This window comes from Loigolactobacillus iwatensis, from assembly GCF_003950295.1.
Classification (GTDB): domain Bacteria; phylum Bacillota; class Bacilli; order Lactobacillales; family Lactobacillaceae; genus Loigolactobacillus; species Loigolactobacillus iwatensis.
The window spans coordinates 121,936-138,748 of sequence record NZ_RHNP01000001.1 but is presented as its reverse complement, the minus strand read 5'-3'; the positions used below and the strand labels follow the sequence as shown (position 1 = coordinate 138,748).

The window sequence follows — 16,813 nt, the reverse complement described above, 5'->3', positions numbered from 1 at the left end:
GGGACGCAGATGGCAAAAGTACTTGTGATTGGTTCAGGAGCGCGGGAACACGCGATTTGTGTGGCCTTTCTAAAGAGTTCGCAAGTAACGACGGTTTACTGTGCACCGGGAAATCCTGGCATGCAGCGGGATGGTATTAACTGTGTCGATATTGCAATGCTTGCCTTTGCTGATTTAGCAGAGTTTGTCAAGGCCCAAGCGATTGATTTAACATTTGTTGGATCAGAAGAACCATTGGCTGCTGGGATTGTTGACTATTTTCAGGCGCAAGAATTGACTATTTTTGGTCCGCATAAGGCCGCAGCCCAATTGGAAAGTTCAAAAAAATTTGCGAAACAATTTATGCAGCAGCAACATATTCCAACGGCAAATTTTCGTGCCTTTAGCGATGAAGCACAGGCGTTAAGTTATGCTCAAGAACGTTCACTACCGCTAGTGGTTAAGGAGAATGGTTTGGCGGGTGGTAAAGGGGTGACAATTGTTAGGGCTAGTACCGAGCTTGCAGCGGTTATTCATAAAGGATTGCAACACGCCACCGAAATATTAATTGAGGATTATTTAAGTGGGGAAGAATTTTCGTTAATGTTATTTGTTGGCGGCACCCAAACGGTTCTCTTACCGCTCTCCCAAGACCATAAGAAACTTAGCGCAGGTGATAAAGGACCCAATACAGGTGGTATGGGAGCGTACTCACCATTACCGCAGATGCCAACCACTATGTACCAGCGCGCATTAACGCAAATTGTGCAACCAACAATGGCCGGTTTAGTGGCAAATAAACTGACCTTTGCAGGTGTCATTTATATTGGTTGTGTGGCAACTACTGCTGGACCAAAAGTAATTGAATATAATTTACGATTAGGCGATCCAGAAACCCAGGTCATTTTGCCGCAATTACGCAGTGATTTTTATCAATTAATTATGGCCTTAATTGCCGGTAAATTGCCTCAAGTTGAGTGGCAAAAGGCAGAAAGTTATTTAGGGGTGGTCGTTGCTGCACCAGGGTACCCCCAAAAGCCACAAGTAGGTTTAACGCTACCGCCATTACCGCAAAATGTCTATTACGCAAACGTAACGGCCAAAAATGGTCAATTGTATAATGCGGGCGGACGTATTTTTACATTAGTCGTGCACGGAAAAAATTTAGCGAGCGCCCAAGAAAAGGCCTACCAACAACTTGAACAGTTAAAACTGGCCAAGTTTTACTACCGCAAAGATATCGGATTTAGAGGCTTGAGAACTACTCAGAGTCTATTTGGTAAATAAGTGACGAGCATTGTGGTGTGACAGTTACAACGATAATGGAGGTAGGCCCATCTCATTAATTGGCTAATTTATTAGTTATTATTGAATTCTAGGCCTTAATAAAATTTGTGTTAGCATATTGATTGTATCCGTTTCCAATTCATGCTATATTACAGTTAAGGAAGATGGAGAGACTAATTAACGGTGATGATTATCATCACTGCAAGGCGCCAACGTGAGATTGGTAGGTTAGTAACGATCAGCGTTGTGCTCAAGTTAGCTCTGGCGAATAGGAATAACAAACGTATCGTACTACTTGAGGTAGTGTAACGGCGCTAGTTGCAGAACTAGGTTATTCCGAAAGCTTCGTGTAGTAAGGATTACACTATAAAATTGGTCTCGGAAGTAGTCTTCCGCAAGTATCAATCCGCGAATCGATCTGGTTCGCGGTTCTTTTTTGTCATTTGGATGAGGAGGATGAGCTATGTCAAAATTACCTGAAGGAGTCTGGAATCAGCAACCAAAAGAAAAAACATTTATTTATCATGGTTATAAGGCTACAATTCGCCAAAATAAACTGGGCGCCATGTACGGCTACGTCACTATTCCAGAAACCAACGTTTACTACGAAAAATCGCGGTTGGCCGACTGGGCTAGTTTTGACGTTCATGGCGGAGTGACACATGTTAGCTATAGCAAAGGGAATTTGATTGTGGGCTTTGATGCAGAACACATGAATGACTTGGTTCCGGCTAAGTTGGAAGCACAACAACAAATGATTGAAAATGAATACCGAAATGCGGTGGAATTACAAAAGGAATTTGGATCAGGAGAGCAACCTGATGCTACTTTATTCCAACTTTCATACAAGGATGCCGGTTTTATTAAAAAAGAGCTCAAACATTTAATTGACCAAATGTTTGTTTTGGAATAAAGGATCAGGCTATAATTTACCGAAAAATTATTGTTATCATTAAAGTAGTTCTAAGTCTAAATAGGGATTACGCCAAAATTCAATTTTTGGCGTAATCCCTATTTTAGGGTTCTATTTTTTTGAATAATATAAGTAGTAGCCAGAACCGATCAACAAAATTTCTATCGTTAATAAAATAATTAAGCGCGCTGAACGATTGACTAGCGGCCGATTTTGCTGTGAAGTCACTGAGAACTTAAAGTAATAATTGGGCGCCTGTTCTATTGGATTAGTAGTTAACCGAATAATTGGGCTGTGAGCTACTGACACGGCCACTGATTGTTGACTGACATTCTTTAGTTTTAGTTGGTACTGTCCAGCTGCCAAGTACGCAGGACTAGTGATTAATCCCGGATAGCGCGCTTGGCCAACTTCGTGTGAATTTTTGATTAAGGTTAACCGGACTTTCGTGCCTGTTTTGGCAATATCAGAACAGTTAATGGTATTAAAACGTTCTGAAATCTGCAATGGCTGCGTTAGGTGTTGCCCGGGTTTTAGTGTAAGTTGGCTCATTTGAAAATAACCTGGGACTGATTGGTTGGTAACGGGAGTGCTGATCGATTGTGGCCGTGACCACGATCGAGTTAATAAGAATGGCCCAAGATTAGCAACCAGCAGCACAAGAAGCAAACTGAAATTAATTTTCTTTTGTGGTTTAAGCAGTGCAACTTGGGTAACCAATTTTGGTGCACCACTGGCCGCCAATGCCAGCAAAAATGGAATGACTAGTAAAGCGTAGCGCGCTTCAACTTCCCAGAAGAAAAGATGTAGAAAAAGTATGCCAAGGAAGCCTAACTGTAATAGTAGTTGATCAAAGTGGGGATTACGGATTTCCAACAGTGTTGCAATTAAAGCAGTAGTTAAACTAAATAAGTACAATACTTGTGTGAAATTAGCGACTATCGTTTGGAAGGCGGCCTGATGTTTAAGGTAAGTTTTTGGGACCTGCTTAAAATGATCTGGCCAAAGAAAAGCGCCCACGGTACCTGTAGACCACATCGTGATTATTTTTTTGCGGAATTGTTTGAGCAGGCCAATAAAGCCTAGTTGTTTCAAGCGCGCTTTAAGCGCCTGATTGACTGCCCGCTGATTTGCGGTTGCAGAACCAAGGCGAGTTGTTTGATCAATATCCGTTTGTGAATAGGCACCAAAGGATTGTGGATTCAATCCCATTAAGGTCCATGAAGTAGTTGGAAATTCACTAGCCGGATTTGGCGCGTAGCCAGTTGTTTTGGCCAATTGCTGAGTGAGGTGGCCACCAGCAATTAAAAGTAAGCCACCAATGATCGCCATTAAAATTAATTGACCAATTAGACGTCGACTAGTTGGGCGGCTGAGTCCCCACGCAAACAAAGCAGCAAGGCCGAAAACAATGGTGTTGCCTTTAATTAAGTAACCGAGGGTAAAGAAAAGAAATCCTAAGGTCAGCCAAATAAGTCGTCGTTTTTTTGTCCGACTATTGGCGGCCAAATCTACGCAAGTTAATAATAGTGTTGGGTAGATAATGACAATAATATCTGTATAAAAATCTAAGGCGTACCAATAAAATGGAACGAAAAGAAGACTAAGAATCAAAAATATGTTGGCAGAAAGCTGACCACGGTGGCGCTTTAAGAACCACCAGATTAATAGAATCGTGCCATCGATGTGAATGAAACCGATCAAATTTAAAAAATGACCAAATCCATTACCTTGAACTTGGCCAGTTAATTTCATTAAACCGGCCAAAATTAAAGTGATATTGACGTTATTGGGGTACCAAGAAAAATAGCGGAACCAGTGCTGCCCGCCTTGTGCAAGAGCAGCCGCTTGTAAACGAATTGCTGCCGGATCTAACGACCCCATGGCCACAATGTGTAAGCTTAACCAGACTTGGATTAGTAGCGCAATCAATGTACTAATGATTAATAAAATATGGATTATTCGTGGCTTAACCAAATTCAATTTTAAATAAGCCAGAAAAAGTAGCCCCAAACTTAACGTTAAAATGAGTAGCGCTAAGGCTGGTAGCCAGGCCAAATGTACCTGCCGATCGATTGGCGAAGTTAGGGCAGTAACTATTATTATAATGAGTGAAAGTGCTGTAATACCAGCAACACAGCGACGTAGGGTAAGTTGCATAAGGACGATCCTTCTTATAGTTTAATGATTGAGCAAACGGATTTGATCAGAAAAAAGGTTGATAAGTTCTTAATAAAATTTATTATACGCGTGAATGAAATTATTTATCAATTCACGGCCAAATTAATTTGTTAATGAAATTCTATCGATAGTGTGATTGTGGTATGCTTGATAAAAATTGTTGTGAAGTGAGGTACATAGTTGTGGAGCTTAAAAAAACTCACGCTAACGCGATATTTATCACGATGTTGTTTAGCGCAATTATTATTGAGTCAGTTTGTGCGGCGGTGTTCTGGGGCAAGCTGGATATTTTAACGTATAACTTTCCTTGGGCACAAATTTCAGCACACCAATGGGCGGGAATGTACCGACCACAGTTTGCGGGTACCTATCAGGTTAACTACCCGCCATTAATGCCAACTCTGTTGTGGCCAGTTGGCAAGCTAATCAATCATTTTGGCCTGAGTATCTCGGCTGGATCCAGTTTGCGTTTAGCAACATCCTTTTTACTGATTAAAGGATTGGGAATGCTGTTTCAGTGGTTGACTGCAGGCTTTGTTTACTGGAAAAGCAAACGACCAGTTTGGGGCTTACTTTTAAGTGGTTTAATCTTATTGAATCCTAGTATTTGGTTTAACGCTGCTTTTTGGGGTCAGCTGGATTCAGCGTTGATCTTTTTTATTGTCGTTAGTTTCTATTATTTAAAACAGGAACGTTATTATTTGGCTAGTATCTGGTTTGCGCTAGGCTGCCTAACAAAGCTTCAATTTGTTTACTTAGTTCCAATTTTTGGATTAGAACTTCTAAGTCACGTTAAGTGGCAGAAAGTTTTAAAATTAGTTGGCACTATTATTGGAATTAATTTAGTTGGTTGGCTACCTTTTATGATTAATATGAAAACGATCTTTTTACCGTTGAAGGTATTTGGTAGCGGGACAACACAGTATGCCGATATTGTGGAAAATGGCTTTAATTTTTGGGCAGGGGCGTTAAAGGCGCGAATTTGGAATAAGCAGTTACGAACAACTGACCACATTGTTGGTTGGTTAACGTACGGCCATCTAAATACGCTAATTCTTGTTTTGATTGTACTTGCTCTATGTGTTTGGTACTGGTTAGTGGCAAAAAAGCGTGTTCGTGCAATTGGCCTAGAATACGTGGGCGCCATTTATAGCGGTCTAATTTTCTTTTTCACCATGTTGCAGCATGAACGCTACCAATTAAGCATGTTGGCCTTTATTATTTTACTGTTATTAACTTCAGCGAATAAGGCGACTTTGACGAATCGAGATTTAAGTTGGTACGCTGTTTTGACTTTAGGGACGTTTGTTAACCAGGCCGGATTTTACTTAGCTGTTTATTTGAATATGCAACCGCTTCGTTACGTTCATCTTATTCGATTAGGTGGTATTATTAACACGTTAATTTTCTTGCTTATGGTAGGTTTGTTTTGCTTTAAAGAATATCATGACGGCGAAAAGAGGCGGTTAGCGTGATAACCGAAGCAAAAGTTCTAAAGCGTAATCCAGGTCTAGATGCCGTGCGTACCTTGGCGATACTGTTGGCCGTTTTCAGTCATGCAGTTCCCGCGCATATTTCGTTTCAGCGTTTTTCACCAACGGGACAAATAATTAATTCAATGTTAGTTGCGTTAGGGCATATTGGTGTGCCAATTTTCTTCATTTTATCGGGTTATTTGTTGTTAGACCGAACTTATTCAGATAAGCAAGCTATTCAGCGGTTTTACCGCCAAAAAGTGTTGCCAATGGCTATTGCCTTTACTGCTTGGGTGTTGATCTATGATGTATTTCTCAAACTTTTACTGAAGCGACCAACAGGTATTCTGCAAGTGTTGGAAGATTTAACGTTCATTTCCCGGCAAAATGGTAATCCTAATAATTTAGGTAATTTCATGTGGAATGCTTGGTTTATGCCGGCAATTCTTGGGCTATACTTGGCAATCCCATTTATTTCCCGGGCAATTCATCAATTTCCGCGGCGGGGACTGTGGGCAATCTATTTGTTAGTAATCAGTCAGACGATGTTGATTCCAACAATTAACTTATTTTTAAATGCGGCTGGCAAGGTGGGATTCTCTGCCTCGCAGCTTGATCTTTCCTATTTTGGCGCTCGTAGCGCAACCTATTTTTTTGCCGGTTATTTGATCCGTACTGGTGCATTTGAAAAATGGCGAACGAGTTTATTGGGACTCTTTACGGTAATAACGACTGGGTTAATTATGTATACGCAGTATGCTTTTCAATTTACGGATTATACTCGCTTTAATGGCGGTCAGCTAAACATGCCCTATGAATACATTCTTTTGTTGCCGTGTGCTGCTGCTATAGTTGCTTGGGGTAGTCGCTGGAAAATTACGTCAATTTGGTTGCGGCGCTGTTTTTACACAACGGCGCAGCTTTCTCTAGGCGTCTTTCTAATTCACCGAATGGTCCAATTAGTGATTGAAAAGTTAGGTTGGTTTGCTGGTATGACACTGACACAACAGACATTTGCCCTTTGGGGTTGCCTAATCATTATCAGTTATTTATTGACGTATCTTTTAAGTAAATTGAGCTTTGTTGATCGTTGGTTATTGTTGGGACGGTGAAAAATTGAAAGATAAAAAAATAGTTTGGCCATTTCTGTTAGGCTTAACCGGGTTTCTACTTACCATGATTAGTGTGGTTGCCTTGGCGGAAATTCCCGATGCATTTCATCACGTGTTACGCTTTGGACCACTACTAATTTTACTAAGTGTACTGGCACTGATTAGTGTTTTAGTTCAATTAATTCGCTGGCTAAACCGGCAAAATCAACGATTAATTCGGCTGATTGGTTGGATTGTGGTGTTAATTAGCATTGGTGTGCAGCTCTTTTTGGCCTTTCGAGTTATTGGTGACAATATTTATGATGGCATGGATATTCGTTTTCAGGCAGTTAACTTACTCAATGGTTCACGCCACTGGATTCCCTATTTTCATGAATTGGCCCAAAATAATGTGCCAATTACGATGGTGGAATATGGATTATTAGCAATATTTAAGTTGTTACATATTAATGGTTGGCTTGGGTTAAATTTAGTCATGTTTGCTTGGATTGATCTGACAATTGGTTTACTTTGGTCGTGGGTTAGCCACCGGTGGGGTCAGCCCTATGCACTAATTTTATTAATACTTGCCGCAATTTATTTTCCATTTTATGGTTATGCATTATTTTTCTATACAGATGGGGTTGCTCTTTTATTTCCAGTACTGACCTTATGGCTTTTAGAGCGTTATTTTAAAGCGGATAAGCGTGGCTGGATTTTACTGATTATATTAGGAATTGAACTTTGGCTTGGTTTTTGGTTAAAGGGTAATAATGGTGTATTACTTATTGCGACGATCTTAGTTTTGCTTGGTGACCATTACCGGCAGGGGTGGCGAAAAACCGTGACCGCCATTGCGCTACTTTTAGTTCTTTTTGGCGTTGGCGTTGCGGCCACTCCACATTTGGAGGCCACAGTTGGCTACGAGCAGCCACAAAGCAAAAAAATGCCTTTACTCACTTGGACAATGATGGGCCTGAATTACGGAACACAAGGCTCAAGTAGTCATGCTGATACAGGTATGATCCAAAAACAGCCAACTTACGCTAAGAAGCAAGCACTAGCAATGACAACAATTAAAGCACGTGTTCGGAGTAAAGGTGTAGCTGGGCTTGCCGGTCACTTATTAAATAAACTTAATTTGATGTGGTCGGATGGCAATTTGGATGCCACTGAGACGATCAATCAAGCCCACTCATACGGCAAATTATTTCAATACCTATACGGCTCTAATAAGCTATTAATTAGTTCGTTAAACCAAGTTATTTACGTTACTGTTTTAGGACTTAGCGTAATTGCTGTTATTGGTTTTAGTGTGCTACCTAAGCAATTAGATTTAGAAATGAAATTTATTATTCTAACTATTTTGGGTATATTCAGTTTCCATTTATTGTTTTGGGAAGCTGAGGCCCGTTACGTCTTACTAATTTTCCCATTATTACTAGTATTAGCTATCTTTGGGCTGAAACAATTAGCGGTATTGTCGTTTGAGGATTTAGTGGGCCCGAAACTTATGCAGCAGAAGAGACTATTTAAAACAGGTTTAAGCCTCTTACTCGTTGCAGTTGCAGCAATCGGTATGCTAAGCGCGCGCCGATTTGTTGAAGCGCCAGTAACACAGAGTGAGCCGGTAGTTCAGCAAACGAAAGATTACGGTAATTATGTTCTTAAATCCGGGCACCAAGTGACACAACAGATTTGGCTATCTAAGGCGGCTAATGCAATTAGTATTCAAAATCCCCGTCATAATGGAACCAAAGATATCAGTGCTCGCGTAGTTCGCGGGGCAACTAGTTGGCGGCTTAAGGCCAGAGCAACTAACTGGAGCAGTCAACATAAGTTTAAAGCTGGTACTTATAAGCTGACTTTATATAATCACAGTCACAGAACAATTAAATTAGCAATTTTAGATAGTCGTAGCTATAATGCAGTGCCTGCCGCCAAGCCGCTTAACCAAAATAAGTGGCACCGCCAGTACTTGTTATTTAAGGTAGAAAATAAATGGCAACAGCCACTTTTCAGTGCAAAAAAGTTAGCACTCTTAATCATCTTAATTACATTAGTAGATGTTGGTTTTATCTGGTTACCTAAAAGTAACCGAAAAGGCGATTAGCTAAAAATAATTTCCAAATACGACCAAAAAAATAACGATTTAAAGGTTTTCACTAGCCTTTAGATCGTTATTTTTTACTCTAAATGATTAAGTACGCAGAATTTGCGAATAAAGTTTAACGCCGCTAAATAATCGGGTTCATTAGTTTGTTCGGTCATAAATTCCCGATAAATAATTTTCCCACTAGGGGCAACAATGAAAACGGCGCGTGCAAGCGTTGCGTTGGTAGGAATGTAGAGTGCCATTGCTTCACCAAATGAGGCATCAGCATCAGACAGCATTTCCATACTAGTAACGCCCCTAATTCCGCACCAATCAAGTTGTTCGGCACAAGTATTTGTTGAGATAGTGACGAAGCGTGCCGCTGTGACCAGATCACTGGCACGATTAAATTGAATGGTTTGCGTTGTGCAAACCCGGGTATTGATATTTGGGACCACGCTTATTAATAATGGCTTGCCCAACAAATCCTTGGTTGTTAAGCGTGTTTCTTCGTTTGCACTTTTTAACGTGAAATTTGGTAATAGATCACCTATTTCGGGTGGCGTTCCAATAGTGGCAAAGGGTTTGCCATAACGGTTAATTTGCATTGTAGGCCCTCCTAAGTTCATTATTAAACCTTTTACGCAAGCATAGCCTATTCGAAATAAAATGAGCAATTAATAAGCTTGGTTTGGAAATAATTATGAACAAATAAAAACGTAAGATTGGAATTAAATTAGTTTTAAATGAGTTTAAAATGTGAAAAAAGTGTAAATTTTAATTTTATAAATATTGGATTACTGTTATACCAGCTTTTAACACGCTAATAAACACTATTATATTAGTATTTACGGTTAAATGTATCCGCTATCAAGGCGTCTTTTGGCCTATAAAACGTTGACGCTTCTAATTTGTTATGTTAGTTTATTAAAAACAGATTAGAATTAAATTTACTTAGGAGATGGGCTTATGCGCGGGAAGAAATTAGCAACTGTACTGGGAACAGTCATGTTGGCTGGGTCATTATTATTGGCTGGATGTAGCAGTAGCGCCACTAACGGTGGTAACAAGCAGTCCGGTAATACAATTAAAATTGGTGGTAACTTTGAGCTTTCTGGCGCTGCTGCGGCTTATGGACAAGCAATGCAGCGTGGGACCGAGCTTGCCGTCTCACAGATTAACAAAGATGGTGGGGTCAAAGTTAACGGTAAAAAGCTAAAACTTCAATTAGTTCAAAAAGATAATAAATCCGATAATTCGCAAGTTGCGTCGGTTGCGTCAAACTTAGCAACGCAGAGTAAAGTAGTTGCCTCAGTTGGTCCGATCACTTCCGGTGCTGATTTAGCGGCCTTACCTAATTACACTAAAGCAAAAGTTCCGTTAATTACACCAGGTGGTACCCAAGACTCCTTGACAGTTCAAAAGAACGGTAAAGTTCAACCCTATATGTTCCGTTCATGTTTCGAGGATAGTTATCAAGGTAAGGCCTTGGCCAAATACGTTTATAGTAATATGAAATTAAAACGGGTTGCCATTTTGGCTGATAAGTCAACCGATTACGCACAAGGATTAACGAAGGCCTTCAAGAAAGAGTTTAAGGGCCAAGTTGTTCAAGTTCAGTATTACCAAGCCGGCGACAAAGACTTCAATACCTTGTTAACTAAGCTGAAAGGTAAGAAGTTTGATGCATTATTCGTTCCAGGTTATTACTCTGAAGCTGGTTTAATTGTTAAACAGGCTCGACAAATGGGAATCACGCAACCAATTGTTGGTGCTGATGGGTTCGCCGACCCTAAATTAGTTCAAATTGCGGGTAAGAAGAACGCAAGCAATATTTATTACACAACGCATTTTGATTCTAAGGCCACCAATAACGCTAAAGCAACAGCTTATATGAAAGCATACAAGGCTAAGTACAATGAACAAGCCGGTACGTTTGATGCTTTAGCTTACGATGCAACTTACATGATCAAGGATGCAATTGAAAATGAAAAGTCAGCTGATTCAACGAAGATTGCTACTGGATTAGCCAACTTGAAGAACTTTAAGGGTGTTACGGGCACGATCACGATGGATAAGAAACATAATCCACAAAAGCCAGTTATCATTGCAAAAGTTGAAAATGGCGAAGAAGTTCAGGCTACCTCCGTTAAATAAGAAGTGCGGCAAAGAAAAGTAATGCTCTGAATAGAACTTTTTATCCAGCGGCGATGATTCTATTGTCCAGCAAAATAAAGTACCGTAGTTTTACTTTGAGATGTGGGCCAAAAGGCAAATTTCCCGTGTAATCTCAGCTGCTAATTTAGTTACTTGCTAACGAATTAGTAGGTGAATTAGGCCCGAAATTCAACCTCCTTTTGGCCCATTCTCAATTTAAAAGTTATGTTAGTTTCGGAAGTATAAAGAAATGGAAGTGAAGCACTGTGCATACAGTTTTACAACAATTAGTTAATGGGTTATCGCTGGGTAGTATCTATGCACTGTTAGCACTTGGTTACACCATGGTTTATGGGATTATCAAGTTAATTAACTTTGCTCATGGTGATATTTATATGTTAGGTGCCTTTTGGGGCTATTATGTGATTAATCAGTGGCACTTTAGTTTTTGGCCAGCGCTGATTTCGGCGATGATATTCTGTGCATTGGCAGGGGTTATTATTGAATATTTGGCCTACCGACCATTGAGAAATTCGCCACGAATTGCGGCATTGATTACTGCAATTGGCGTGTCATTCTTATTGGAAAATGGAATGTCATACTTGTTTAGTTCAAATGTACGTAGTTTTCCGCAAGCTATTGCGGTTAAGCAGTACCATCTAGGTTCAGTAACGATTTCAAATATTCAATTATTGATCTTGGTTGTTTCAATTGTTTTAATGATTTTATTGCAATTAATTATTAAAGAAACCAAGATGGGCAAGGCAATGCGTGCTGTTTCAGTGGACGCCGATGCGGCTCAATTGATTGGAATTAATATTGACCGGACAATCTCCTTTACCTTTGCTTTAGGTTCAGCTTTGGCCGGTGCCGCAGGTGTCTTGATTGGTTTATATTACAATTCCATTGATCCGTTGATGGGCATGACCCCTGGGATTAAGGCCTTTGTTGCCGCAGTTCTAGGTGGGATTGGCTTAATTCCTGGTGCCGCTCTTGGTGGTTTTGTAATTGGCCTAATTGAAACTGCCGTTCAAGCACTTGGGTTCTCTGCCTTTAAAGACGCAGTTGTGTATGCCGTTCTGATTTTAATTCTATTAGTTCGACCGGCTGGTATTTTGGGCAAGAACGTCAAAGAGAAAGTGTAGGTGCCGAACATGAAGAAAAATTTGAAATATAATTTGACCTGGCTTGCCATCATGGTTGTCGGCTATATTTTAATTGATGTCCTTGAATTGGTGGGTGTCATTGATCAATTTGCTGAAACTACTTTAGTTTTAATCGGAATTAACATTATTTTAGCGACTGGCCTTAACTTGATTATTGGTTTCTCGGGGCAATTTTCATTAGGGCACGCTGGTTTTATGGCAATTGGTGCTTATACATCAGCACTAATTACTCAGGCGATACCAAATGGTGGGGGCATGGTACTTGGTTTAATAGCCGGAATGGCACTTTCCGCCTTAGTTGCTCTTGTCGTTGGGATCCCAACGTTACGTTTAAATGGGGACTATTTGGCGATTGCAACAATGGGAGTTGCCGAAATTATTCGGATTATTATGAATAACTTGAAGATCACAAATGGGCCAGCGGGCTTATACAACATTCCCCAATTAGCTAACTGGTCGGTGGTTTACCTCTTCGTTTGTTTAACAACAATTCTGATTGTTAACTTTATTCATAGTCGTGATGGTCGTGCGGTTATGTCCGTCCGTGAAGATGAAATTGCCGCTGAATCCATGGGTGTTAATATTACCAAATGGAAGGTTATTGCCTTTGTTCTTGGTGCAGCAACTGCCGCGATTGGTGGTGCGTTACACGCCAGCTATATCCAAACAATTGCACCGAATGATTTCGGTATTATGGAGTCAATTAACATTTTAATCATCGTTGTTATGGGTGGTATTGGTAGTATTACCGGAACCTATGTAGCCGCGATCGTTCTAGGATTATTGGACATGGTTTTACAAAATTTTGGGACTTTAAGAATGGTACTTTATTCGTTAGCCTTGATCTTAATCATGGTCTTTAAGCCTTCTGGATTGTTAGGTACTTGGGAGTTCTCAGTTCGCCGCATATTTACGAAGTTTAAGGCAAAGGGGGACGCTTAAATGACTTTACTAGATGTTAAGGGTTTAACGAAAAATTTTGGTGGCTTGACGGCCGTTTCCGATGTTTCGATGCATTTGGATGATAATGAACTGGTTGCCTTAATTGGACCAAATGGTGCCGGCAAAACGACGCTGTTTAATTTATTGACTGGCGTTATTGTTCCGTCTGAAGGAACCGTAACCTTACAGGCCGATGCTGGTTTGGAGGTTTTGAATAAAAAGAAGCCTTATACGATCGCGCAAGCAGGATTGGCCCGAACCTTCCAAAATATTCGTTTATTCAAGGGCCTGTCAGTTGAGGATAATGTGTTGATTGCCATGACAAGTAAAAATAAAGAGGGCTTTTTAGAAAGTATCTTTCGCCTGCCTTCTTTTTATAAAAAGGAAGATGAGTTGCATCAACAAGTATTAGATTTGTTGAAAATTTTTGATATGCAAGATGACGCTGATAAATTAGCAAAAAACTTGCCTTATGGTGCCCAACGGCGTTTGGAGATTGTGCGTGCACTAGCAACCAAACCGAAGATTCTCTTTTTAGACGAACCTGCTGCGGGGATGAATCCTGAGGAAACTGCGGACCTAACGCGGCTAATTCGCCAAATTCAAGAAGAATTCCACATCACTATTTTACTAATTGAACACGATATGTCATTGGTTATGAACGTTGCCGAACGAATTTACGTTTTGGAATACGGTCAATTGATCGCTGAAGGGACACCAGAAGAGGTACAGAAGGATCCAAAGGTTATCAAGGCATACTTGGGAGGTGAAGCGTAATGCTGCTACAAGTTAGCGATTTGGCTGTTAATTATGGCGTTATTCACGCAGTTAAGGGCGTCAGCTTTGACGTTAATGAAGGTGAAATCGTTTCACTGATCGGTGCCAATGGTGCTGGTAAAACAACGATTTTAAAAACAATCTCTGGTTTAATGCGTCCAGCCAGCGGTAAAATAATCTATGAAGGTAAAGAAATTCAAAATAAAAAGTCACAAAAAATTGTGGCCGATGGAATTTCACAAGTCCCTGAAGGCCGCCATATTTTCCCGGGATTATCCGTTTTAGAAAATTTACAAATGGGCGCCTTTTTACGGAAAGATCGAGACGGAGTTAAGGCGGATTACGCCATGGTTTTTGAACGTTTCCCCGTTTTAAAGGAACGGCGTGATCAGGACGCCGCAACGCTATCTGGTGGTGAACAGCAGATGTTAGCCATGGGCCGTGCGTTAATGGCTAAGCCGAAGTTATTGTTGATGGACGAACCTTCAATGGGCCTGGCGCCAATCTTTATCAATGAAATCTTTGATATTATTCAAGCAATCAAAAAACAAGGTACCACAGTATTATTAATTGAACAGAATGCTTCTAAAGCCTTATCCATTGCTGATCGTGGCTACGTTTTATCCACGGGTAATATTATCTTGTCCGGAACTGGTAAGGAATTGTTAGCCAATGATGAAGTCCAGAAAGCATATTTAGGGGGATAAAAGTATGAGTGTTGCAGATTTTATGACAAAAAAGTTAATTACGGCACAACCAACGACGCGAATTAATGATGCCGTTGATTTAATGAAGGAGCACGATATTCATCGTTTACCGGTACTTGATGGTGGCAAACTAGTTGGGCTTGTCACTGAAGGAATCATTCAGCGGGCATTGCCATCAAAAGCAACAAGTTTATCAGTTTACGAAGTTAACTATTTACTGACTAAAACAACTGTCGCTGATATCATGGAAAAAGATGTGTTGACGACGCCGTCCAATGTTGTTTTAGAAGACGCAATTTACACAATGCGTAAACATAATATCGGTGTGCTACCAGTTGTTGATGACGGGGCTTTAGTGGGCATTATTACAAATAACGATATTTTTGATGCCTTCTTAAACGTTGCCGGCTATAACGAAGGTGGCACAAGTGTTTCGGTGCGGGTTACTAAGGATGAAGCTGGTTTTCTTGCGCGCGTGGGCAATGCGTTGGCCACTAAGAATTACAATATTCTTACGTTAATGGTGACGAAGCGAGATAACGAAAAAGAAGTGGAGTTACACGTAGATACTAAGGACGCTGCTAGCGTGACTAAAGTTTTGCAGGATGCTAAGTTTGATGTTACGGCCGTTACTTCAGCTCAAAAAGCTTAGAGAGTGTTTGAAAATATATAGGAATATGCTTTTTTAAATACATTTATCTTAAATTGATCAGGAAAGTAATTGTAAAAGTATTTTCTAAATCTGATTTAAATTAATGGATTAAAGCGACACTGTTTGCAAGGTGTACTTTGGTCCATTTTTTTGTTGTTAAGTGGTGGGCTGGGTCATAAGTTGTAATGTGTTTGAAAAGGCACGCGCTATGCTAAAATTAGTAGATAGCTTTTTAACGGAATGGAGTGTTGATCTTGGCAGCAGAAAAATTTTATGCAATTGCGCGCGGACGTAAACAAGGCGTGTTTAAAACAACCTGGACACAGGCAAAGACGCTTGTTGAAGGCTTTAATGGTGCCCGCTACAAGGGTTTTAAAAGTCAGACGGAGGCCCGGGCTTGGTTAGCGGAGCAGCAAACGACAAAGCCAAAAGTGGGCGCCAAAACTAGCCCAATAGCGCCAGTCCAACACCAACCGGATACAATTTATTTATATACCGACGGCGGTTCACGTAATACGGGAAACGTTAACGGTCAGCACGTTAAGGCTGGAGACAAGGCGGCCTGGGCCTACTTGATTCAGTATAATGATCAAGAAGTGAGCGATTCGGCTGGTGAATTTGGAGCGACAAATAATAAAATGGAAATTACGGCACTGCTAGAAGGGCTGCGGTATATTGCGCAAACTTGGCCAGTGACAATACCAATTGTTGTCATAGCTGACTCACAATACGTTCTTAATGCGATTACTAAACGTTGGCTGGCAGGTTGGCAGCGAAAAGGATGGACGCGGGGGCCGGGTAAACCGTTGGCCAATAAAGAATTATGGCAGGCCTTGGTGCTACTATTACCACGCTTTAGTCAGATTAGTTATCGTTGGACTAAAGGTCATGCCACCAATCATGGGAACGTTTTTGTTGATCATGCACTCAATCAAACGATGGACGCCATGTCGGCCGATAATCCAAGTGGTCGGCAAGAAAACGTGTCAGGTAAACAAACAGCTAAACCAGTTAAATCGGCTGCTAAATCGCAACGGCCTTCACCGGAGTCAATGGCATCAATTCGTAAAACACTGAAAGAAATGGGTTATCTTCAGAATAAGGGTGAATCAGAGGATAATTAGATTTTGATAGTCATTATTGGTGAATAAAAGAGGGATGGTTAATGCTGTCTTCTTAATCCTAGCTCCTGCTATACTGAAGAAAAGAGCAGGATGTGGTTAATATGTGGCGTTTCTTTAGTGTTTATCATCAACCATTAGAATTATCTTTAGGAATAGCTGGGGCGTTGGTTTTTGTTTTATTTGCGCTTCGGGCATTAAGAATCAGTCGGTATTTTCTATGCGGGTTATATATTGTATTAGCCATCCTAGTGCTTGGAATTGCGATCA

General features: G+C 40.6%; 14 protein-coding genes. 12 read left to right on the top strand and 2 right to left on the bottom strand.

Annotated features, from left to right (window positions below):
* Positions 1 to 9: 9 nt before the first annotated feature.
* Positions 10 to 1,266, top strand: a complete 1,257-nt coding sequence (gene purD / locus EKM98_RS00655) for a phosphoribosylamine--glycine ligase (RefSeq protein WP_125979741.1) — start codon at positions 10 to 12, stop codon at positions 1,264 to 1,266.
* A gap of 463 nt (positions 1,267 to 1,729) precedes the next feature.
* The gene (locus tag EKM98_RS00650; protein ID WP_125979740.1) at positions 1,730 to 2,179 is read left to right on the top strand and encodes a hypothetical protein; all 450 of its coding nucleotides are present in this window, start codon (positions 1,730 to 1,732) and stop codon (positions 2,177 to 2,179) included.
* A gap of 111 nt (positions 2,180 to 2,290) precedes the next feature.
* On the opposite strand, the gene EKM98_RS00645 is transcribed toward EKM98_RS00650, so the two are convergent.
* Positions 2,291 to 4,339, bottom strand: coding sequence for a glycosyltransferase family protein (locus tag EKM98_RS00645; RefSeq protein WP_125979738.1), 2,049 nt, complete (start codon positions 4,337 to 4,339; stop codon positions 2,291 to 2,293).
* Between the two features lie 203 nt (positions 4,340 to 4,542).
* Here EKM98_RS00645 and EKM98_RS00640 point away from each other — a divergent pair, with 203 nt between their 5' ends.
* From EKM98_RS00640 to EKM98_RS00630, 3 genes are read left to right on the top strand one after another with little or no spacing between them, the layout of a single operon-like run.
* Positions 4,543 to 5,835, top strand: a complete 1,293-nt coding sequence (locus tag EKM98_RS00640) for a glycosyltransferase 87 family protein (RefSeq protein WP_164512639.1) — start codon at positions 4,543 to 4,545, stop codon at positions 5,833 to 5,835.
* A complete protein-coding gene (locus EKM98_RS00635) occupies positions 5,832 to 6,947 on the top strand; it encodes an acyltransferase (protein ID WP_125979734.1) in 1,116 nt (371 codons plus the stop codon). Before EKM98_RS00640 ends, EKM98_RS00635 begins: the two co-directional genes overlap by 4 nt.
* 4 nt (positions 6,948 to 6,951) lie before the next feature.
* Positions 6,952 to 9,039 (top strand): glycosyltransferase family 39 protein, encoded by a 2,088-nt coding sequence (locus EKM98_RS00630; RefSeq protein ID WP_125979732.1) that lies wholly within the window; start codon positions 6,952 to 6,954, stop codon positions 9,037 to 9,039.
* 74 nt (positions 9,040 to 9,113) lie between these two features.
* On the opposite strand, the gene EKM98_RS00625 is transcribed toward EKM98_RS00630, so the two are convergent.
* Positions 9,114 to 9,629, bottom strand: a complete 516-nt coding sequence (locus EKM98_RS00625) for a peroxiredoxin (RefSeq protein ID WP_125979730.1) — start codon at positions 9,627 to 9,629, stop codon at positions 9,114 to 9,116.
* A gap of 361 nt (positions 9,630 to 9,990) precedes the next feature.
* Here EKM98_RS00625 and EKM98_RS00620 point away from each other — a divergent pair, with 361 nt between their 5' ends.
* From EKM98_RS00620 to EKM98_RS00590, 7 genes are all read left to right on the top strand, one after another.
* Positions 9,991 to 11,178, top strand: coding sequence for an ABC transporter substrate-binding protein (locus tag EKM98_RS00620; protein ID WP_125979729.1), 1,188 nt, complete (start codon positions 9,991 to 9,993; stop codon positions 11,176 to 11,178).
* Between the two features lie 266 nt (positions 11,179 to 11,444).
* Positions 11,445 to 12,323, top strand: coding sequence for a branched-chain amino acid ABC transporter permease (locus tag EKM98_RS00615; RefSeq protein WP_125979727.1), 879 nt, complete (start codon positions 11,445 to 11,447; stop codon positions 12,321 to 12,323).
* A gap of 9 nt (positions 12,324 to 12,332) precedes the next feature.
* Positions 12,333 to 13,286: a branched-chain amino acid ABC transporter permease gene (locus EKM98_RS00610; protein WP_164512638.1), complete on the top strand. Its 954-nt coding sequence runs from the start codon at positions 12,333 to 12,335 to the stop codon at positions 13,284 to 13,286.
* Entirely contained in the window at positions 13,287 to 14,063 is a 777-nt protein-coding gene (locus EKM98_RS00605) for an ABC transporter ATP-binding protein (protein WP_125979723.1), read from the top strand.
* A complete protein-coding gene (locus tag EKM98_RS00600; RefSeq protein ID WP_068279568.1) occupies positions 14,063 to 14,770 on the top strand; it encodes an ABC transporter ATP-binding protein in 708 nt (235 codons plus the stop codon). Before EKM98_RS00605 ends, EKM98_RS00600 begins: the two co-directional genes overlap by 1 nt.
* A gap of 4 nt (positions 14,771 to 14,774) precedes the next feature.
* Entirely contained in the window at positions 14,775 to 15,422 is a 648-nt protein-coding gene (locus EKM98_RS00595) for a CBS domain-containing protein (protein WP_125979721.1), read from the top strand.
* 254 nt (positions 15,423 to 15,676) lie between these two features.
* Positions 15,677 to 16,546: a ribonuclease H family protein gene (locus EKM98_RS00590; RefSeq protein WP_125979720.1), complete on the top strand. Its 870-nt coding sequence runs from the start codon at positions 15,677 to 15,679 to the stop codon at positions 16,544 to 16,546.
* The last annotated feature ends 267 nt before the right edge of the window (positions 16,547 to 16,813 follow it).

Coding starts and splice junctions, on each gene's coding strand:
- purD (WP_125979741.1), top strand. CDS start 10: ATGGCAAAAGTACTTGTGATTGGTTCAGGAGCGCGGGAACACGCGATT.
- EKM98_RS00650 (WP_125979740.1), top strand. CDS start 1,730: ATGTCAAAATTACCTGAAGGAGTCTGGAATCAGCAACCAAAAGAAAAA.
- EKM98_RS00645 (WP_125979738.1), bottom strand. CDS start 4,339: ATGCAACTTACCCTACGTCGCTGTGTTGCTGGTATTACAGCACTTTCA.
- EKM98_RS00625 (WP_125979730.1), bottom strand. CDS start 9,629: ATGCAAATTAACCGTTATGGCAAACCCTTTGCCACTATTGGAACGCCA.
- EKM98_RS00620 (WP_125979729.1), top strand. CDS start 9,991: ATGCGCGGGAAGAAATTAGCAACTGTACTGGGAACAGTCATGTTGGCT.
- EKM98_RS00610 (WP_164512638.1), top strand. CDS start 12,333: ATGAAGAAAAATTTGAAATATAATTTGACCTGGCTTGCCATCATGGTT.
- EKM98_RS00605 (WP_125979723.1), top strand. CDS start 13,287: ATGACTTTACTAGATGTTAAGGGTTTAACGAAAAATTTTGGTGGCTTG.
- EKM98_RS00600 (WP_068279568.1), top strand. CDS start 14,063: ATGCTGCTACAAGTTAGCGATTTGGCTGTTAATTATGGCGTTATTCAC.
- EKM98_RS00595 (WP_125979721.1), top strand. CDS start 14,775: ATGAGTGTTGCAGATTTTATGACAAAAAAGTTAATTACGGCACAACCA.